This is a genomic window from Pseudomonas sp. LW8, from assembly GCF_041956865.1.
GTDB classification, from domain to species: Bacteria; Pseudomonadota; Gammaproteobacteria; order Pseudomonadales; family Pseudomonadaceae; genus Aquipseudomonas; species Aquipseudomonas siliginis.
In genome coordinates this window covers 163,041-181,168 of record NZ_CP168138.1, presented here as the reverse complement: position 1 = coordinate 181,168, position 18,128 = coordinate 163,041, and the positions used below count along the sequence as shown (strand labels likewise).

17 protein-coding genes are annotated in these 18,128 nt (G+C 59.0%); 9 read left to right on the top strand and 8 right to left on the bottom strand.

Translation table 11 applies throughout. From position 1 onward, the window contains the following. Nucleotides 1–171: 171 nt before the first annotated feature. Together cysQ and nudE are read right to left on the bottom strand one after the other, a co-directional pair. Nucleotides 172–999, bottom strand: coding sequence for a 3'(2'),5'-bisphosphate nucleotidase CysQ (gene cysQ / locus AB9L16_RS01010; RefSeq protein WP_095181090.1), 828 nt, complete (start codon nucleotides 997–999; stop codon nucleotides 172–174). 7 nt (nucleotides 1,000–1,006) lie between these two features. After that, the gene (gene nudE / locus AB9L16_RS01005; RefSeq protein WP_016772166.1) at nucleotides 1,007–1,576 is read right to left on the bottom strand and encodes an ADP compounds hydrolase NudE; all 570 of its coding nucleotides are present in this window, start codon (nucleotides 1,574–1,576) and stop codon (nucleotides 1,007–1,009) included. An 88-nt stretch (nucleotides 1,577–1,664) separates the two neighbouring features. On the opposite strand from nudE, the gene yrfG reads away from it, so the two are divergent. Then, on the top strand, nucleotides 1,665–2,327 hold the full coding sequence (yrfG, locus tag AB9L16_RS01000; protein WP_310219380.1) for a GMP/IMP nucleotidase: 663 nt from the start codon (nucleotides 1,665–1,667) through the stop codon (nucleotides 2,325–2,327). A gap of 98 nt (nucleotides 2,328–2,425) precedes the next feature. Here the strand turns inward: yrfG and lysM are convergent, their stop codons facing one another. Next, nucleotides 2,426–2,866: a peptidoglycan-binding protein LysM gene (gene lysM / locus AB9L16_RS00995; protein ID WP_123585632.1), complete on the bottom strand. Its 441-nt coding sequence runs from the start codon at nucleotides 2,864–2,866 to the stop codon at nucleotides 2,426–2,428. Nucleotides 2,867–3,003: 137 nt separating this feature from the next. On the opposite strand from lysM, the gene AB9L16_RS00990 reads away from it, so the two are divergent. The 4 genes from AB9L16_RS00990 to AB9L16_RS00975 all read left to right on the top strand — a co-directional run bounded on the left by AB9L16_RS00990 (nucleotide 3,004) and on the right by AB9L16_RS00975 (nucleotide 7,986). Beyond that, nucleotides 3,004–3,891, top strand: a complete 888-nt coding sequence (locus AB9L16_RS00990; RefSeq protein WP_252868618.1) for a LysR family transcriptional regulator — start codon at nucleotides 3,004–3,006, stop codon at nucleotides 3,889–3,891. Between the two features lie 92 nt (nucleotides 3,892–3,983). Then, complete coding sequence (gene fdhD / locus AB9L16_RS00985; protein WP_071174078.1) at nucleotides 3,984–4,823, top strand: formate dehydrogenase accessory sulfurtransferase FdhD; 840 nt, start codon at nucleotides 3,984–3,986, stop codon at nucleotides 4,821–4,823. Then, the gene (locus AB9L16_RS00980; protein WP_056787127.1) at nucleotides 4,820–7,168 is read left to right on the top strand and encodes an FdhF/YdeP family oxidoreductase; all 2,349 of its coding nucleotides are present in this window, start codon (nucleotides 4,820–4,822) and stop codon (nucleotides 7,166–7,168) included. The genes fdhD and AB9L16_RS00980 overlap by 4 nt, the downstream gene beginning before the upstream one ends. Before the next feature lie 332 nt (nucleotides 7,169–7,500). Next, nucleotides 7,501–7,986 (top strand): glycine zipper domain-containing protein, encoded by a 486-nt coding sequence (locus AB9L16_RS00975; protein ID WP_039756448.1) that lies wholly within the window; start codon nucleotides 7,501–7,503, stop codon nucleotides 7,984–7,986. 55 nt (nucleotides 7,987–8,041) lie between these two features. On the opposite strand, the gene AB9L16_RS00970 is transcribed toward AB9L16_RS00975, so the two are convergent. The 3 genes from AB9L16_RS00970 to AB9L16_RS00960 all read right to left on the bottom strand — a co-directional run bounded on the left by AB9L16_RS00970 (nucleotide 8,042) and on the right by AB9L16_RS00960 (nucleotide 11,932). After that, nucleotides 8,042–8,461, bottom strand: a complete 420-nt coding sequence (locus tag AB9L16_RS00970) for a thioesterase family protein (RefSeq protein WP_071174077.1) — start codon at nucleotides 8,459–8,461, stop codon at nucleotides 8,042–8,044. 102 nt (nucleotides 8,462–8,563) lie between these two features. Beyond that, on the bottom strand, nucleotides 8,564–9,790 hold the full coding sequence (locus AB9L16_RS00965) for a 3-hydroxyacyl-CoA dehydrogenase NAD-binding domain-containing protein (RefSeq protein WP_375122980.1): 1,227 nt from the start codon (nucleotides 9,788–9,790) through the stop codon (nucleotides 8,564–8,566). A gap of 213 nt (nucleotides 9,791–10,003) precedes the next feature. After that, on the bottom strand, nucleotides 10,004–11,932 hold the full coding sequence (locus AB9L16_RS00960) for an ATP-dependent DNA helicase RecQ (protein WP_150741776.1): 1,929 nt from the start codon (nucleotides 11,930–11,932) through the stop codon (nucleotides 10,004–10,006). Between the two features lie 273 nt (nucleotides 11,933–12,205). Between AB9L16_RS00960 and AB9L16_RS00955 the strand changes: the two genes are divergently transcribed. From AB9L16_RS00955 to AB9L16_RS00945, 3 genes are all read left to right on the top strand, one after another. Continuing rightward, nucleotides 12,206–13,348 (top strand): hypothetical protein, encoded by a 1,143-nt coding sequence (locus AB9L16_RS00955; RefSeq protein ID WP_375122979.1) that lies wholly within the window; start codon nucleotides 12,206–12,208, stop codon nucleotides 13,346–13,348. A gap of 324 nt (nucleotides 13,349–13,672) precedes the next feature. Beyond that, on the top strand, nucleotides 13,673–14,119 hold the full coding sequence (locus AB9L16_RS00950) for a hypothetical protein (protein ID WP_056787116.1): 447 nt from the start codon (nucleotides 13,673–13,675) through the stop codon (nucleotides 14,117–14,119). Further along, nucleotides 14,119–14,391: a type II toxin-antitoxin system mRNA interferase toxin, RelE/StbE family gene (locus AB9L16_RS00945; RefSeq protein ID WP_056787114.1), complete on the top strand. Its 273-nt coding sequence runs from the start codon at nucleotides 14,119–14,121 to the stop codon at nucleotides 14,389–14,391. Before AB9L16_RS00950 ends, AB9L16_RS00945 begins: the two co-directional genes overlap by 1 nt. A 177-nt stretch (nucleotides 14,392–14,568) precedes the next feature. Here the strand turns inward: AB9L16_RS00945 and AB9L16_RS00940 are convergent, their stop codons facing one another. Together AB9L16_RS00940 and hslO are read right to left on the bottom strand one after the other, a co-directional pair. Continuing rightward, complete coding sequence (locus tag AB9L16_RS00940; RefSeq protein ID WP_016772179.1) at nucleotides 14,569–16,110, bottom strand: phosphoenolpyruvate carboxykinase; 1,542 nt, start codon at nucleotides 16,108–16,110, stop codon at nucleotides 14,569–14,571. 181 nt (nucleotides 16,111–16,291) lie between these two features. Next, complete coding sequence (gene hslO, locus AB9L16_RS00935; protein WP_150637920.1) at nucleotides 16,292–17,194, bottom strand: Hsp33 family molecular chaperone HslO; 903 nt, start codon at nucleotides 17,192–17,194, stop codon at nucleotides 16,292–16,294. A 107-nt stretch (nucleotides 17,195–17,301) separates the two neighbouring features. On the opposite strand from hslO, the gene AB9L16_RS00930 reads away from it, so the two are divergent. Next, nucleotides 17,302–18,102 carry a phosphatase PAP2 family protein gene (locus AB9L16_RS00930; protein WP_252877245.1) on the top strand — a complete coding sequence of 267 codons (801 nt, stop codon included), beginning with the start codon at nucleotides 17,302–17,304 and terminating at the stop codon, nucleotides 18,100–18,102. The last annotated feature ends 26 nt before the right edge of the window (nucleotides 18,103–18,128 follow it).

Below are 18,128 nucleotides of genomic sequence, written 5' to 3'. Positions count from 1 at the left end.
GAGGGAGAGGGAACCGATACGAAGATGCTGCAGATTTTAGTCGACCTGAAACTGCTTCGCCGAATCCACAATCGACTCGATTCCCCAGGTCGATGCATAGCGCCAGACAACTCGGTCGGCTCCCTCTCCTGGGGGAGAGGGCTGGGGTGAGGGGAATTGCGGATCAGGCAGTTAGCCTCGGGCCAACTCCAACAACCGTCCGCGCCACGCAGCCTTCGCCGGCAGCGCCAGAAAGAACTCGTTCAACAGCGATTCTCGCGGCGGATAACTGAACGCTTCACCCTTCAAATCCAGCACCTCGCCCCCCGCCCCTTCCAGCACGCCCTGCGCTGCCGCCGTGTCCCACTGCGAAGTCGGCGCCAGTCGCGGATAGCAATCAGCAGCACCTTCGGCCAACAGACAGAACTTCAAGGAACTGCCGATATTGGCCAGTTGCAACTCACCAAGACTGGCGCTCAACCCGGCCAGCAAACGCTCTTGCTCGGGACTGGAATGTCGACGGCTGGCGACCACGGTAAACGCCTCGCCCGGCGCAGGCACATCGCGCACCTGAATCGCCGTCGGCGTACCGCCCTCGTCGCCACGCCAGGCTCCAAATCCGGCGCCGCCGACATAAAAACGACCGTTGGTCGGCATCGTCACCACACCAAACACCACCCGGCCATTTTCGATCAGCGCGATGTTGACAGTGAATTCCTCGCTACCGCTGATGAACTCCTTGGTACCGTCCAGCGGATCCACCAGCCACCAGCGCTGCCAACCGGCGCGAACACTTTGCGGGATGTCGGCGTCCTCTTCGGACAGCACCGGAATGCTCGGATCCAGCGCCGTCAGCCCGGCAACGATAAGGTGATGGGCGGCCAGGTCGGCGGCCGTGACCGGCGAATCATCGGACTTGGCCGTGACTTCAACGCCGGCGCGCCAGAACGGCAGAATCGCCTCGCCAGCCTGTAAAGCCAGCGCAACCACAGGTGCCATCAGCGGATGGGGAAAATTCATCGACGTCTCACTCATAGCTGAACACCCCGCGCTGGCTCAGCAGGTCGCGGGTCAGATACAGCGCAGCCAAGGCGCGGCCCTCGGAAAATTGCGGATTCTGCGCCAGCGCCGACAGTTCGCGCAGGTTGACCTTGTCGACCCGCATCGGCTCCGGCTCATCACCTTCCAGCCGCTCTTCATACAGGTCGGTGGCCAGCACCACTTGGATTTTCTGGCTCATGTAACCGGGCGACAGCGACAGCTCGGTCAGATGCTCCAGTTGACGCGCGCCGTAACCGGCCTCTTCCTTGAGCTCCCGCTCGGCCGCTGCCAGCACGTCTTCGCCCGGCTCGATCAGGCCTTTGGGCAGAGACAGTTCGTATTCGTCGGTGCCGCCGCAGTATTCCTCGATCAATACTGCGTGTTCGGCATCAAGCATCGCGACGATCATCACCGCGCCGTAGCCCGCACCCTTGCCGACCAGACGCTCGTAAGTGCGCTCCACGCCATTGGAAAATCGCAGCTTGAGTTCTTCGACGCGAAACAGGCGACTGGTGGCGACGATCTCGCGGGCGAGTACGGTGGGTTTCTGGCGCATGCAAAGCTCCTTGGCGTGAACGCGCTACTATAACGCGGCTTTCCCGATTGTTTGCGTCGGATATCTTTTCACCGTTCGAGACGTTGCCATGCCTTCTTTACCGTGGTCCGACATCGATACCGTTCTGCTCGACATGGACGGCACGCTGCTGGATCTGCACTTCGACAACCATTTCTGGCTCGAACACCTGCCCCAACGCTACGCCGAACTGCACGGCATCAGCCGGGCCATGGCCGAGCTGGAATTGCAGCCGTTGTTCGAGCGCCACGCTGGCCAGTTGCAGTGGTACTGCCTGGATTTCTGGAGCGCAGAACTGAAATTGTCGGTGCGTGAACTGAAACAGGAAACTGCCCACTTGATCGCTCTGCGCGCCGATGCCGATACCTTTCTCGGCGCAATCAAACGCGCCGGCAAACGGGTGATCATGATCACCAACGCGCACCGCGACTCGCTGTCGTTGAAACTGGAACGGATTGAACTGGCAGCGTACTTCGAGCGGCTGATCAGTTCGCATGACTATGGTTATCCCAAGGAGAACCCGCAGTTCTGGGATGCCTTGCAGGCGGACATAGGTTTTGATCCGGCGCGCAGCCTGTTTATCGACGACACCTTGCCGATCCTGCGCAGTGCGCGGGATTTTGGCGTGGCGCACTTGCTGGCGGTGAAAGAACCGGACAGCCGCAAAGGGCCGAAGGACACAGCGGAGTTTGCCGCAGTCGAGGATTACCGCGATTTGATTGCAGGGCTTTGACCCCTGTAGGAGCTGCCGCAGGCTGCGATCTTTTGATCTGCTTTTTTTAAAGTCCAAGTCAAAAGATCGCAGCCTTCGGCAGCTCCTACATGATTGCGTTATTTCGGAATGCGCAGTTTTTGTCCCGGATAGATCTTGTTCACATCCTTGAGCATCGGTTTGTTGGCATCGAAGATTTTCTGGTACTGGTTGGCATTGCCATAGACGCGCAGGGAGATCGCACTGAGCGTGTCACCTGCCTTGACCTCGACAAACTCGGCAGCCACGACGACCGGTCCGGTCACCGTGATCTGATCATCGACACTGCCTACGCCCGCAATGTTGCCCACCGCGAGCAGAATCTTTTCCTTCTCTTCCTGGCTCGCCACTTCACCGGTCACCGTCACCTTGTCGCCATCCACGGTCGCCTGCACGTTGGGATTGCCCAACCCGACCTTGCTGATATGTTCCTTCAACTGCTCACTCGCATTGGCATTGCCTGGGGTCAACAGATCAATCAGCTTCTCACCGGCCTCTTTCACAAAGCTCAACAGACTCATAGCGCACACTCCTTGATTTGGGTTCCAGTCGTCCAAGCCTAGACCACCCCGGCCAAACCCGGTTCCAGTCCGACCAATGACGCTGCCGCGCCGCAGGCGGTAGAATCGCCACACCCCGCCAACCGCCCGGAGCGAAGATGGACATCAAGCAACTGAAATTCCTCATCGCCCTCGACGAAACCCGCCATTTCGGCCAGGCCGCCGCGCGCTGCCACATCACCCAGCCGACCCTGTCGATGCGCTTGCGCAGCCTCGAGGAAGAACTCGACCTGCCATTGGTCAATCGCGGCCAGCGCTTCGAAGGCTTCACCGCACCGGGCGAACGCGTGCTGGCGTGGGCGCGTACGGTGCTGGCAGCCTATGACGGCTTGCAGGCGGAAGCGGCGGCCTGTCGCGGCAACCTGATCGGTACGCTGCGCCTGGGCGTGGTGCCGCTGTCGAGTTTCGATCCGTTACCGCTGATGCAACGACTGCACGCGGCGCACCCGGACCTGCGTTTCGAGCTGTCTTCGCTGAGCTCCGAGCAGGTGCTCGAACACCTGGCGAACAACCGCATCGACATTGGCGTGTCGTATCTGGAGCGTCTGGACAGCGAGCGCTTCGATTCGCTGGCCTTCAACGAGACGCGCATGGGCCTGCTCTATGACGAGCGCTCGTTCAGTTTCGGCGATGAACCCCTGAGCTGGGAATCGCTGATCGAACTGCCGCTGTGCATGCTCACCAGCGGCATGCATTTTCGCCAGTCCATCGACCACAACTTCCACAGCCGTGGCCTGACGCCGCAACCGCTGTTGCAAACCGACGCCGTGCATCAACTGCTGCAAGCAGTCCACGGCGGTTTTTGCTGCGCAATCATGCCCCTCGACGGCGGCGCGGAAACCCTCGCCGATCACCTGCGCCTGCAACCGATCGAAAATGCCCACACCCTCGCCCCGCTGGGCCTGATCATGCGCCGTGGCGCGCCGCGTTCAGCGCTGGCGGAAGCCTGTTTCGCGCTTTATCAGAAATCGTCAAAAGACGCTTGATCGACGGCATCTATCGGTAGATCGGTAATAGCGATTAGACGCGACAACTTGCCGCGCCTAGTCTTGACCTAGATCAAACCGTCGGTGATGCCATGAACGCCAAGCGTCCAGCCTGCGCGGCGCCAGCAATCGAAACGCCCGCGCCAGCCGCCAGCCAGACCTACAGCTACAGCGATTTACCCTTTGAGGCATCGGCCAGCACCGCGCTGGCCGAGGAAGTCGCGTTGGCGATCGCCTACAACGGCATCAGCCAGGCGGTGATGCTGGTGACCCCGACCGACCTTGAAGATTTCATCGTCGGTTTCAGCCTCGGTAGCGGCATCATCGAAGACGCCAGCGATATCTACGATCTGCAACTGACAGGCGCAGGCTCGGCGCAATACGCGCAAGTGACCATCGCCAATCGCGCATTCTGGAACCTCAAACAGCAGCGTCGGCAGTTGGCCGGCACCAGCGGCTGCGGACTGTGCGGCGTCGAAGCCGTCGAACAGGCGCTGCCTGAGCTCAAGGTGTTGCCGGGCGCAGCCTTGCCACCGATCGAATGGCTCGACGGTTTGCGCCAGCGCATCGGCGCCTTCCAGCCGCTCGGCCAGCATTGCGGCGCGGTGCACGCGGCGGTGTTCATGAACGCCAGTGGTGAACTGCTGCTCGGTCGTGAAGACATCGGTCGGCATAACGCGCTGGACAAGCTGATCGGCGGACTGATCCGCCAGAAGATATCCACAGAGGGCGGGCTGGCGATTGTCACCAGCCGTTGCAGCCTCGAATTGATCCAGAAAGTCTTGCGTGCCGGCATCCAGACCCTGGTCAGCCTGTCGGCGCCTACCGGCCTTGCCGTGCAATGGGCCCGGCGCCACAACCTCAATCTCATCCACCTGCCGCAGAAAAGTGCGCCGCGGGTGTACAGCCCCGCGATGGAGAATCAAGCGTGAGCCAACATCATCAAGCCGACCAGAAACCTGTCCCGCGCTACAAGCCTTACAAAGGTGCCGCCGGCGGCTGGGGCGCCCTGATCAGTGTGGCCCAGGCGTGGCTGACCAGCGACAACGCCCTGAAAAACCTGCGCATGATGCTCAAGACCAACCAGAACGGCGGCTTCGACTGCCCGGGTTGCGCCTGGGGTGATTCGCCGGAGAGCGGCATGGTCAAGTTCTGCGAGAACGGCGCCAAAGCGGTGAACTGGGAAGCGACCAAGCGTCGCGTCGATGCCAAATTCTTCGCCAAGCACAGCGTCACTTCGCTGCTGGAGCAGAGCGATTACTGGCTGGAATATCAGGGTCGCCTGACAGAGCCGATGGTCTACGACGCCGAGTCCGATCGCTACAAGCCGATCAGTTGGGAAGATGCCTTCGCTCTGATCGGCAAGCACCTGCGCAATCTGCCGAGCCCGGATCAGGCAGAGTTCTACACCTCGGGGCGTGCCAGCAACGAAGCGGCGTATCTGTATCAACTGTTCGTGCGGGCTTACGGCACCAACAATTTCCCTGACTGTTCGAACATGTGCCACGAGGCCAGCGGCGTAGCGTTGGCGCAGAGTGTCGGGGTCGGCAAAGGCACGGTGACCTTCGACGACTTCGAACACGCCGACGCGATTTTCGTCTGGGGCCAGAACCCCGGCACCAACCATCCGCGCATGCTCGAACCGTTGCGGGAAGCGGTGAAACGCGGCGCTCAGGTGGTGTGCATCAATCCGCTGAAAGAGCGCGGTCTGGAGCGTTTTCAGCATCCCCAGCACCCGATCGAAATGCTCACCAACGGCGACAAGCCGACCAACACTGCGTACTTCCGCCCGGCACTCGGCGGCGACATGGCGGTGCTGCGCGGCATGGCCAAGTTCCTCCTGCAATGGGAACGCGATGCGCAGAAGGCGGGCGAGCCGGCGGTGTTCGACCATGATTTCCTCAATGCCCACAGCGCCAACGTGCTGGAGTACCTCGCCACGGTCGACGATACCTCGTGGGAGCAGATCGTCGAGCAATCGGGCCTGACCCTGGTCGAGATCGAGCAAGCAGCGCGCATGTACGCCAAAGGCAAGAACGTGATCATGTGCTGGGCCATGGGCATCACCCAGCACCGTCATTCGGTGCCGACCATTCAGGAAATCGCCAATCTGATGCTGCTGCGCGGCAATATCGGCAAACCTGGCGCCGGTCTGTGCCCGGTGCGTGGTCACAGCAACGTGCAGGGCGACCGCACCATGGGCATCAACGAGCGTCCACCGGTGGCGTTCCTCGATTCGCTGGAGCGTCGCTTCCAGTTCAAGGTGCCGCGTCATAACGGTCACAACGTGGTCGAGGCAATCCATGCGATGGCCGAAGGTCGCGCCAAGGTGTTCATCGGCTTGGGCGGCAACTTCGCCCAAGCCACGCCGGACAGCTCACGCACCTTCGAAGCGCTGAGCAACTGTGACCTGACTGTGCAGATCAGCACCAAACTCAACCGCAGCCACCTCGCTCACGGTAAAGACGCGCTGATCCTGCCGTGCCTGGGCCGTACCGACATCGACATCCAGACCGAAGGCCCGCAAGCGGTGACTGTGGAAGACTCGTTCAGCATGGTCCACGCTTCCAACGGCCAGTTGCAGCCGCTGTCGAACCAGATGCGCTCGGAGCCGTCGATCATCGCCGGCATCGCTGCCGCGACGTTGGGCAGCCAACCGGTGGACTGGAACTGGCTGGTGGCCGATTACGGGCGCATTCGCGAACTGATCGCCGACACCATCCCGAGTTTCAAAGACTTCAACGACAAGATCAAAAACCCGGGCGGCTTCTATCTGGGCAACTCGGCTGGCGCCCGCAAGTGGAACACGCCATCGGGCCGTGCCAATTTCCGCGCCAACCAGTTGCCGAAAGATCTGGTTCACGAACGCACCCGCGCCACCGGCCAGGTGCCGGATCTGATCCTGCAATCGATGCGTTCCCACGATCAGTACAACACGACGATCTATGGTCTCGACGACCGTTATCGCGGCGTGAAGGGCCAGCGTGACGTGCTGTTCGCTAACGAGGCCGACATCATTCGCCTGGGCTTCCGTCCGGGGCAGAAGGCCGACATCGTGTCGATCTGGGACGACGGTCGCGAGCGTCGGGTGAAAGGTTTTACATTGTTGGCGTTCGATATTCCTGCGGGGCAGGCGGCGGCGTACTATCCGGAGGTCAATCCGCTGGTGCCGCTGGAAAGTACGGGGGATGGCAGCCACACGCCGACGTCGAAGTTCATTGCGATCCGGCTGGAAGCGGCGAGTGAAACTGGGTTGATCATGGCTAAATCCGCTTAACCGCGGAGCCAGATCCGGCCCCTTCGCGAGCAGGCTCGCTCCCACACTTGGAATGCATTTCAAAGGTGGGAGCGAGCCTGCTCGCGAATGCGATCGACCTGTCAACAGATCTGCCGTGGCGAAGATTTTCGACCGCCCACAAAAAAGGCCGTTTCTGCATGAAAACGGCCTGTCCGAAGTAGCTAAAGACCGGCGAAAATCGGTTAAGTTCCGGTGAAAAAACAGTAACTTGCATTATTGTATACAAGTCGTGTTATTCGTCGGATTTTGATTGTCACGCCCACTGCAGAGCTTCAGGATCGGCGCCGTCATCCCTTTGAGGCTCATCCTCTATGAAGTTCTCCTCGATTCTCTTGTTGTCCCTTGGCCTGGTCAGTGGCTTCGCTTCTGCCGGAGGCACCACCGAAGCAGGTGTGGGCGGCGCATTGGGCGGGGTTCTTGGCTCGGTCGTCGGTCAATCGTTAGGCGGCAATACAGGTTCCACCATCGGCGCAGCCCTGGGCGGCGCGGGTGGTAGTGCGGTCGGTGCAGACAAGCGCAGCCGTGGCGAAGCGGCCATCGGCGGTGCACTGGGTGCAGCCGGCGGTAACGTGGTTGGCCGTAGTCTCGGCGGCACCACCGGCAGCCTGATCGGCTCCGCCGCTGGTGGCGGCGCAGGTGGCGCGCTGGGTAACTACATGGGCAACAAGAGTGACGACGATGATCGTCGTTACGACCGTCGCCATGATGACCGTCGCTACTACCGCGACCGTGGTCATCCAGGTCGCGGCCATGCCTACGGCCACCGCAAGCATCACAAGTACTATCGCCACCACTAAGGCGAAGGCTTGAACAAAAAATCGCAGCTTTTGGGCTGCGATTTTTTTTGCGCGTCTAGACCACCAGCCGCTCCAGCGCCCCGCGCAAACCGGCAGGAATCGGCACCGGCTGATTGCTCGCCCGATCGACAAACACATGCACGAACCGTCCCGCCGCACACGCCTCGCTTTCGCCGACCTTGAACACAGCCAATTCATATTGCACCGAACTGTTGCCCAGCTTGCCGACCCGCAGTCCGATCTCGATCAGATCGGGGAAAGCGATCGAGGCAAAGTAATCGCAGGCGGAACTGACCACGAATCCCACCACTTCGCCGTCATGAATATCCAGGCCACCGACCTGAATCAGGTAGGTATTCACCGCCGTGTCGAAGAAGCTGTAGTAGGTAACGTTGTTGACGTGACCGTAGGCGTCGTTGTCGTGCCAGCGTGTGGTGATGGGCTGGAAGTGGGGGTAGTCGCAGCGTTGATTCATGCAGGGTTCTCGCATTCTCTTAATTGAATTTGATCGTGATGACGAACACTTTACCTGTGGGAGCGAGCCCGCTCGCGAAGGCGTCAGCACAGCCGACTGGTGTCAACGATCAGCAAACCCCTTCCCCTGCGCCGCCAGTTCGCCAATCAACCGCGCCGGCTTCCACTGATCGCCCTGGCGTGTCTCCAGCGCCAGCAAGCGCTGATGAATATCCGCCAGCCCCTGCTGATCCGCCCAGGCCATAGGCCCACCCTTATCCGCTGGAAAACCATAGCCGTTCAAGTACACCAGATCGATGTCATGGGCCGAGCCGGCAATGCCTTCCTGCAAAATCTTCGCGCCTTCGTTGACCAGAGCCAGCAAACAGCGCTCAACGATTTCTTCGGGACCGATGTCGCGACGCTGGAAACCCAGATCTTCGCTGACCCGCAGTACCAATGCATCGACCTCGGGATCATGCTCGGCCTGGCGACTGCCCGGCTCATAATGGTAATAACCGTTACCGGACTTTTGCCCGAACCGGCCCATCTCACACAGGCGGTTATCCACCTGAACTTCGGGCGCATCCTGCCCCTTGCCAGCTAGCTCCCGAGCACGCCATTCCAGATCGATGCCAACCACGTCGTACATGCGAAACGGCCCCATGGCGAAGCCGAAGCCTTGCAGCGCGGTATCCACCTGCTGTGGATAAGCGCCTTCGAGAAGCATCTTGCGCGCTTCCAGTACATACGGATGCAGCATGCGGTTGCCGATAAAACCGTGGCAGTTGCCCGACACCACACTGACCTTGCCCATGCGCTTGCCAAGCGACAACGCTGCCTCGAGTGCCGCTGGCGAGGTCTGCGCACCGCGCACGATTTCCAGCAATTTCATGATGTGCGCGGGGCTGAAGAAATGCAGACCCAGCACCTGTTCCGGGCGCCGGGTCGCAGCCGCGATGGCGTCGATGTCCAGCGCCGAGGTGTTGCTCGCCAGCAAAGCCTCGGGCTTGAGCAAGCCATCCAGCTCGCGAAAGATCTTCTGCTTCAGTTCAAGGTTTTCGTACACCGCTTCGATCACCAGATCGACATTGCGAATCGATGCGTAATCCGCCGCTGCTGATACGCGAGCCATTCGCGCATCCGCTTCGGCCTGATCGATGCGGCCCTGACGCACGTTGTGTGCATAAGTTTCGGCGACCGTCGTCAGCGCCTGCTCAAGCATCTGTGGATTGTTGTCCACCCACTGCACGCTCACGCCAGCATTGGCCAAGCACATGACGATGCCACGGCCCATGGTGCCCGCACCGATCACCGCAGCTTGCTGGATTTCGAAGGATGTCTGGCTCATGTTGTTCTCTTGTGGGTGGCCCGAAGACAGATTCCAACCTTAGTCAGGCAACGGCGGTTTTTGAAGTTTATTAGCGTGATGATCGACATTCAGCGGATGGATGGAGGCTCTGCCTTGATGACACTTGAAGTAGGAGCTGCCGAAGGCTGCGATCTTTTGATCTTGAAAAAATCAACATCAAAAGATCGCGGCCTTCGGCAGCTCCTACAGGGGTCAAAGGTGCTCTTGCGCCCACTCGCGGACCTGCGCGTAGGGGTATTCTTCCAACGCAGCAAAACCCGGTATCGCCCGCGCCTTGAGTTTGGTGAACAACGGCACGCTGATTCCGCACAGAAACCGCGTCAGACGTTCGGCCGATGGAATACGCCCTGTTTGCTGCTCATGCCTGTGGATAAATTCACCACACAACTGCGCGAAGTTTTTATCCACAAGCGGCGGCAATGGCGGCGGCTCCGGCAACCGCGCGATCTGGCCGTGACATACCGAACAATGGCCACAACGCTCGGGGGCATTGTGATCACCGAAATACTCGGCCAGGCGATAACCCAGGCAGCGTTCGGTGGCGAACACCTCAAGCATGGCGTGAATTCGCGCCACTTCAGTCTCTTCGTGACGAGTGAAGTACTCGTGCAGCTCAGCGCTCAGGGCGTCGCTGGCAAAATCACTTTGCAGCAGGCTGTAAACCTCGGTCATTTGCTTGCTTTCAAGCTCGACCCAGCCTTTTTCCTGGAAGTAATCAAGTGCTGTCACCACGCGATTGCGCTCGGCGGAATACTGCGAAAACATCGCCTCGAAATCTACTGTGGCCCAGGTGCGTGCTCGTGTGGACGTCCTGATGATCGCCGCAACGAAATCCCTGCGCTCGCCTTCGAAGCGCTGGAGCAATGCCTCCGGCTCGAGCAGATATTTGAAGCGATACTCGGCGTAATAGGCATAACGCGGCGCGATCAGACCGCGCAGTTCCAGCTGCACCAACAACGTCTTCAATGGCAACGAGCGAATATTGCTCTGATCCGCCAATGGCCCAAGCAGAAACTCCCATTGTCCGTCCGGCACTGAGGCTTTGAGCTCTTCGAGCACATAATGAATCCCGTCGCGTTCGGGCGTATCACCGTAGACGAAGTTTTCCAGCACATTGAGGCTGTCGCGGTTGGCCAGTACCAGGCAGTCGGAGGGCTGTCCGTCGCGTCCGGCGCGGCCGATTTCCTGGCTGTAGTTTTCGATGGATTTGGGCAGATCGAAATGCACGACGTTACGGATGTCGCTCTTGTCGATGCCCATGCCGAAGGCAATGGTGGCGACAATGCAATTGGACTGCCCGGCCATGAAGCGGCGTTGAATGTCTTCACGCTGATCGTGGGGCAAACCGGCGTGGTAAGCCTCGGCCTGGATTCCGTTGCGTTGAAGATGCTCGGCGATGTGCTCGGCGGTCTTCTGCAACGTCACATAGACAATGCTCGGTTGCCCAGGACGCTCGGTCATCCATTCGACCAGACGCCGGCGTTTGTCCTGACCGCGTACAGGCTCGACCAGCAAATTGAGGTTGGGCCGATAGAAACCAGTGGTCACTACATCGTCCGGAGCGATGGCGAATTTGGCCTGCATGTCGGCGATGACTTTTGGTGTCGCCGTGGCGGTGAGCAGCAAAGCCTGCGGAATGTTGAACTGACGCTGGTAGTCGGGCAGTTTCAGATAGTCCGGCCGAAAGTTGTGGCCCCATTCGGAAATGCAGTGCGCCTCGTCGACCACCAGCAACGAGATCGGCACCTGCTGCAGGAAATTGCGGAAGCGCTCGTTCTTCAAGCGCTCGACGGAGATCATCAGAATTTTCAGCTCGCCCGAACGCGCACGGGCCATGACGTCGTTGGCATCCTCGCGGCTCTGCGCCGAATCGATACTGCCTGCCGAGATGCCGCGGGACTTGAGAAACGCCAGTTGATCCTGCATCAACGCCAGCAACGGCGAGACCACCAATGTCAGGTGTGGCAGTAAAAGTGCCGGCAGTTGGTAGCAAAGCGATTTGCCGGAGCCGGTGGGAAAGATCGCCGCCGCGGATCGCCCCGCCAGCACCGCGCTGACAGCGGCCTCCTGACCGGGGCGAAACTGTGGATAACCAAAAACCTGTTCCAGGGTGTGGTGCATTTGCTGTCACTCCTTTGACTGCTGCCATGCCCAAAGCCTAGCGGGCGATTGCAGCGAGTCGAGAAAAGGTCGGGGTTGAATCAATACTGAATGATACATGGGAAGCGAAAACCAAGCGTTTAACAATCGAAGCGCCTCGACATACTTTCGAAAAGCTCAGCTACATATATATAACAAACTTCACATTACAAACACAGATACAACAGCGCCCTTTATTTTTTACACCACCTAAAACTAACTTGACTGCTCTTATACATATGCAAGAGCAACGAAATGACAACTTTAACAATATTTTTCTGCGGCACCGGCTCCAACAAATTTGATGACAAACATAAAAGCTTCTGGGACGGCGAAATCGTTTCTACGCTCGCTGCACACCACAGCGGACGCGAATTTGCCGAGTGGATCGTCGTCGATGGCCCTGGCAGCGGCAATCTGCAAGCCGACGACCTGTTCACCAAGACCTCTGAATACGGCCTTTCCGGCACCCTGTTCGGCAAAGGCTGGGATGAAAACGTGCAGCACGCTGTGAACATTATCAAAGGCAAATGCGACTGGCAGCGTAAACAACTGACCGAGTTAGAATATAACCGTCTGAAAGCCGCAGGCATTCCTATTGAAGATGTAAAAGTGGAGGGCTCCTGGTTCTGGCGCCAGTATAACTATGGCGATCGCAGTATCACGCAACAGAAGTTGCAGGAACAAATCATCAAGACTTTCCGCAAGGACGGCGTTATTCCTGCGCGAGTCAATCTGGTCGGCTGGAGCCGTGGCGGTATCAGTTGCCACATGCTCGCCAATGCGATGTTCCAGGACGCTGCACTCAAACATATTCCGGTGAATATATTTGCGATTGATCCAGTCCCGGGCATCGGCAACTTCCAGGAAAACCGCGTCAAACTTCAATCCAACGTCAAGGAATACATCGCCTTCTATGCCCGCGACGAGCGCTCAAAAGGCTTCAGCTGCGTGATCCCGCAAACCGCTACCGGCACCAAAACCTCGATCTATCCAATAGCCGGTCGCCACGCCACCCTCGCCGGCAACGCCACGGCCCTCGGCGGCGATCCCACCAACAGCAGCGACCTCAATGCGCTGATCGAGCCCGGCCGCATCGTTCGCCATCTGGCGGAAACCTGCCTCAAGCGTTGGGGCGTGCCACTGAGCAAAACGCTCAACCTGAGCGATGCCGACCTGCTGCGCTTCACCGGCACCATCGTCAGCGACGAAGCCCGCTACAAGAAAATGCACAGCCAGTCCTACACCTATTTCACCGAACAGGACAAAGGCGAGCGCTATGTCTCGCTGGGCAGCAAAGGCGTGCCGTTCTCGGCAGTCAAAGGCACGATCTACCGGCCGGCAACAGGACTGACCACAAGCCTGCTGGATATTTCTGGCTACCAACATTTGCGTTGAAAAGCGTTTAAAAATCGGTAGCAACGTCTGGCGAATTGTTCGTCCCGTTCCTACTTCACGCAATGCCCTGTCGGCTATCGCGAGCGGGTGGTGCGAACCTATAGTCGTGGGTGTCGCTGCTTTGGCAGCGACACCCACATCACCCACGCCCTGTACCTACTGACACAGGACGGCTGGGACCTGCTGCAAGTCAGATGCCCCCGGCCAAGTAACAAACGAAACATCATCGCTGCACACGCCGTGTCCAGCACCAGGAGTCAAAATTTGCAAACTACTATTGATTGCGTACGATGGGAGCCATTACTCAGCGAAGGGCTCGCATTTATGGCCAGCACTGAAATCATCGATCACAGCGCCCTCGTTCGCTTGGTCGAAAACGGTTCTGTGAGCGGCACAATTATCGTCGCGAAACCAGGAGGCTGGTCGGTCGAGATTCGGCAAGGCAGCCGCAAATGCGCGCTGACAGCACAACGCAGTGGTCAGGTGCGCCTGTTCAAGAGGCTGGAGACGCTTGTGACCTATCTGCAGGGTTTGGGCATCAGCCAATTCAACGTGGATGCCTCCGGCTATGACCCGCTGCAACTGAAAACCTACGCCAGGCCTGATCGCTCTGAAGCGTTGAAACAAGCCCATGAAGCGGCCGCTTATGAGGAATGGTTCAAGCGACAGGTGCAGATCAGCATCGATGATCCAAGGCCAAGTATCAGCGATGAAGATGCTCGCCGAATATTCGCCGCCAAGCGTGATGCCCTGCGTCAACGAGGGCGCTGATGAGGTTGGTCTGGCGCCCGGAAGCGCTTGCTGACCGAGACCGGATAATGGACCGAATCGGTCAGGACAACCCAGACGCTGCTGCGGATCTCGATGAAATGTTCGAATCAAAAGGGGAAATAGCAAGACAGCGCCCAACCTTGTACCGAAAGGGCAGGGTCCTCGGAACACGTGAAATCGTTGCGGCCGCCAACTACGTCATCGTCTACGCAATCAAAAAAGACCGGGTGGAAGTGCTGCGTGTCATGCATGCACGGCAGCAATGGCCTTAATTAGAGGATCATGTTGCAGTACTGTTGAGTGGCATTACTCTGGCCGTATCAGGCCAAAAATGAATGAATACTGCTACATGGCAAGTGACGAACCGCCGTTGAGATGAGCTTACCCAAATCTTCGCCCATGAAAAAACCGCCCCAAAGGGCGGTTTTTTATTCACTGCAAACTACTACTTACAACTTCGGCCCAGCCGCCTTGATCGCGTCGCTCACTTCGAACTTCTTGAAGTTCTCGATGAACAGACCGGCCAGTGCTTTCGCTGCCTCGTCGTACGCCGCCTTGTCAGCCCAGGTGTTGCGTGGGTTGAGCAGGTTGGTGTCGACGCCTGGTACGGCCAGAGGCACGTCGAGGTTGATGGTGTCCAGGTGCTCGGTGGCAGCACCGATCAGAGCGCCGCTCTGGATCGCTGCGATCACCGCGCGGGTGGTCGGGATGTTGAAGCGTTGGCCGACGCCGTAGCCGCCGCCGGTCCAGCCGGTGTTGACCAGGTAGACCTTGGAGCCGAAGCCGCGGATGCGCTTGATCAGCAGTTCTGCGTATTCGCCAGCCGGACGCGGGAAGAACGGTGCGCCGAAGCAGGTGGAGAAGGTCGACTTGATGCCGCTGCCCGAACCCATTTCAGTCGAACCCACCAGTGCGGTGTAGCCGGACAGGAAGTGGTAGGCCGCTTGCTCTTCGTTGAGGATCGACACTGGCGGCAGTACGCCGGTCAGGTCGCAGGTCAGGAAGATCACCGCGTTTGGCTCGCCACCCAGGTTCTTCTCGGAACGCTTGGCAACGTGCTCCAGCGGATACGCCGCGCGGCTGTTCTGGGTCAGGCTGACATCGGCATAATCGGCGTGCTTGGCATCGTCGATGACGACGTTTTCCAGCACCGCGCCGTGCTTGATGGCTTTCCAGATAACCGGCTCGTTCTTCTCGGAGAGGTCGATGCACTTGGCATAGCAACCGCCTTCGATGTTGAACACCACGCCTTCGCCCCAGCCGTGTTCGTCGTCACCGATCAGGTAACGGCTTTCGTCGGCCGACAGGGTGGTTTTACCGGTGCCCGACAGACCGAAGAACAGGGTCACGTCACCGTCTTCGCCGATGTTGGCAGCGCAGTGCATTGGCAGCACGTCAGCGGCCGGCAGCAGGAAGTTCTGCACCGAGAACATGGCTTTCTTCATCTCGCCGGCGTAACGCATGCCAGCGATCAGCACTTTCTTCTGCGCGAAATTGATGATCACGCAACCGTCGGAGTTGGTGCCGTCACGCTCAGGCACGCACTCGAAGTTGGCAACGTTGAGCACTTGCCATTCTTCACGGCCAGCCGGGTTGTACTGGGCCGGGTTGATGAACAGGCAACGACCGAACAGGTTCTGCCAGGCAGTCTGTGTGGTCATTTTCACGGCCAGGTAGTGATCTTCCGCCGCGCCTACATGCACGTGGGAAACGAAGTGCTCTTGCGCGTTGTTGAAGGCCTCGACGCGAGCCCACAGGGCATCGAACTTGTCGGCCGGGAACTTGCGGTTGATCGGGCCCCAGGCAATAGCGGCCTGGGTGGAAGGCTCTTCAACGATGAAACGGTCGACTGGCGAGCGGCCGGTGCGGTGACCGGTGCGAACAACCAGAGCGCCGGTATCGGCAAGCTCGCCTTCACCGCGATTCAGGGCTTCTTTTACCAGATCATCAACACTCAGATCGGTGTACACGGCGTTATTGGCTTGCGTCATGAGGTTCCCCGTCGGCCAGTGGCCGAGTGTGCTCCAAACGTTTTGTAGTAGAAAGTCGTGCACTACTACCGCGAAAAAAGTGGGCCGGATTATGCCAGAAAAGCCCAAAAAGAGTAGGGTCCTCCCGTCGTAACGGCGATATTCCGTCATTCCGCAGTGAATTTACCTGCGCTGAACCGTTTTAGTGACGGGTATCTGACGGCGTATCGACGCCCGCGCCAGCGAACAATTGAGCAATATCGGCTGCGTCAAACAGGTACTGCTGATTGCAGAACTGGCAATCGATCTCGACTTTGCCGCCCTGCTCGGCGGCCAGCGCCAGCGCATCTTCCAGCCCAAGACTGACCAGCGCATTGCCGGAGCGTTCCCGCGAGCAGCTGCAACTGAAGCGCAGATGCTGCACATCAAACAGACGTACCTGCTCTTCGTGGTACAGGCGATGCAGCACGGTTTCGTTGTCGAGACTGAGCAATTCATCGGCGCTCAGAGTGCTGGCCAACGCGGTGAGATGCTGCCAGCTGGCGGCGCGGTCCTCTTCGTCTTTCAAGCGATCGGCGGGGAGTTGTTGCAGCAACATGCCACGGGCACGACGACCGTCGGCGAAGAGCTTGAAGCGGGTGCCGACCTGCTGCGACATGACGAAATAGTTGGTGAAACAGTCCGACAGTGTCTCGCCGTCAAGATCAACAATGCCCTGATAGCGCTGGCCAACAGTCGGGTCGACGGTCAGGGCCAGAACGCCGTTCGGCATCAAGTCGGCAAGGGTCGCGTCAACCGCGATCTGCTCGGCGTCGTAACGCGCCAGGCCACGGATTTCGCGCTCGCTGGAGCACTCGATCATCAGCAGCGGAATCGGCCCTTCCGAACGCGCCTGCAAAATCAGCAAGCCATCGAACTTGAGCGTGCCGACCAGTAACGACGCGGCCGCCATCAGTTCGCCGAGCAACTGCGCGACCGGCTCCGGGTACGGGTGTTTGGCGAGGACTTCGGCGTAGCTGCGCTCCAGCGCTACCAGTTCGCCGCGAGTGTCGCTGTCATCGAAGATGAAGCGTTGAGTGAAATCGGTATCCGCTAGATCGGTCATAGGTCTGGGTATCTGAATGTGATGACAAAATGGTTACAAAACGTGAAAATTTGCGCTTGCTGGCACTTTTTTTGGTGCCGGCGCTTTTTCGCCATGGGAGGCATTTTATGAACAATCCGGGTTTGTTCCAATCAAGGTGGAACCTCGGCCGGCTGGTTCTGTGTAACGTAGTGCCGCTGGCGCTACTGGCTTTCTGGTTATGGCCTACCGGTCAGATGCTGTGTGTGATTTTCGACGAGTGGCTGTTCCGCTCGTTGAATGCGCCGCTGGCCAGCAACCCGATATGGCTCCACATCTGGGCAATTGCAAGTCTGCGCCCGTTCGACATCGTCGTCGGACTGATTCTGCTGACGCTGCTGATCAAGGGCGATTGGGTTTTCAGGGCGATCGACGTGCGTCGCGCGTTCTTCGGTTTTTTCTCGATCCTGCTGCTGATGGTGGTGATCCGCGCGCTGTTTTCCAAATTCGCCGATCACATGGGCTGGCAGCACAGCAGCCCGTCAATGGTGCTTGAGGGCGCCGTGCACATCAGCGATTACTTTCCGCATCTGGAAAAAACCTGGGAGCTGAAGGACCGTTCGGGCCAGAGTTTTCCCGGTGATCATGCCTCGGTGTTGTTGATCTGGGCGTTGTTCATGGGCGTGTTCAGCCGCACCGTCGGACAATTTCTAACGGTCTGGGGTCTGGCCGTGTTGTTCATGTTGCCGCGCCTGGTGGCCGGCGCGCATTGGGGTCAGGACGACTACATCGGCGGTGTGCTGCTGGCGGTGTGGGCGTTGGGCTGGGGTTACTACACGCCGTTTGCCTATCACGCGTCGAACCTCTGGTTGAAGCTGACCGCGCCGATTTTCGCGTTGCTGGGCAAGCTGCCGATGCTGTCGCGGATGAGTGTGGTGCGTAGCGCCTGATACCGCGTCGTACTCGATTCGCGAGC

What these genes read in the sequence shown, in the direction of transcription:
- cysQ (WP_095181090.1), bottom strand. Translation starts at nt 999, where the DNA reads ATGAATTTTCCCCATCCGCTGATGGCACCTGTGGTTGCGCTGGCTTTA.
- nudE (WP_016772166.1), bottom strand. Translation starts at nt 1,576, where the DNA reads ATGCGCCAGAAACCCACCGTACTCGCCCGCGAGATCGTCGCCACCAGT.
- yrfG (WP_310219380.1), top strand. Translation starts at nt 1,665, where the DNA reads ATGCCTTCTTTACCGTGGTCCGACATCGATACCGTTCTGCTCGACATG.
- lysM (WP_123585632.1), bottom strand. Translation starts at nt 2,866, where the DNA reads ATGAGTCTGTTGAGCTTTGTGAAAGAGGCCGGTGAGAAGCTGATTGAT.
- AB9L16_RS00990 (WP_252868618.1), top strand. Translation starts at nt 3,004, where the DNA reads ATGGACATCAAGCAACTGAAATTCCTCATCGCCCTCGACGAAACCCGC.
- fdhD (WP_071174078.1), top strand. Translation starts at nt 3,984, where the DNA reads ATGAACGCCAAGCGTCCAGCCTGCGCGGCGCCAGCAATCGAAACGCCC.
- AB9L16_RS00975 (WP_039756448.1), top strand. Translation starts at nt 7,501, where the DNA reads ATGAAGTTCTCCTCGATTCTCTTGTTGTCCCTTGGCCTGGTCAGTGGC.
- AB9L16_RS00970 (WP_071174077.1), bottom strand. Translation starts at nt 8,461, where the DNA reads ATGAATCAACGCTGCGACTACCCCCACTTCCAGCCCATCACCACACGC.
- AB9L16_RS00965 (WP_375122980.1), bottom strand. Translation starts at nt 9,790, where the DNA reads ATGAGCCAGACATCCTTCGAAATCCAGCAAGCTGCGGTGATCGGTGCG.
- AB9L16_RS00960 (WP_150741776.1), bottom strand. Translation starts at nt 11,932, where the DNA reads ATGCACCACACCCTGGAACAGGTTTTTGGTTATCCACAGTTTCGCCCC.
- AB9L16_RS00955 (WP_375122979.1), top strand. Translation starts at nt 12,206, where the DNA reads ATGACAACTTTAACAATATTTTTCTGCGGCACCGGCTCCAACAAATTT.
- AB9L16_RS00950 (WP_056787116.1), top strand. Translation starts at nt 13,673, where the DNA reads ATGGCCAGCACTGAAATCATCGATCACAGCGCCCTCGTTCGCTTGGTC.
- AB9L16_RS00945 (WP_056787114.1), top strand. Translation starts at nt 14,119, where the DNA reads ATGAGGTTGGTCTGGCGCCCGGAAGCGCTTGCTGACCGAGACCGGATA.
- AB9L16_RS00940 (WP_016772179.1), bottom strand. Translation starts at nt 16,110, where the DNA reads ATGACGCAAGCCAATAACGCCGTGTACACCGATCTGAGTGTTGATGAT.
- hslO (WP_150637920.1), bottom strand. Translation starts at nt 17,194, where the DNA reads ATGACCGATCTAGCGGATACCGATTTCACTCAACGCTTCATCTTCGAT.
- AB9L16_RS00930 (WP_252877245.1), top strand. Translation starts at nt 17,302, where the DNA reads ATGAACAATCCGGGTTTGTTCCAATCAAGGTGGAACCTCGGCCGGCTG.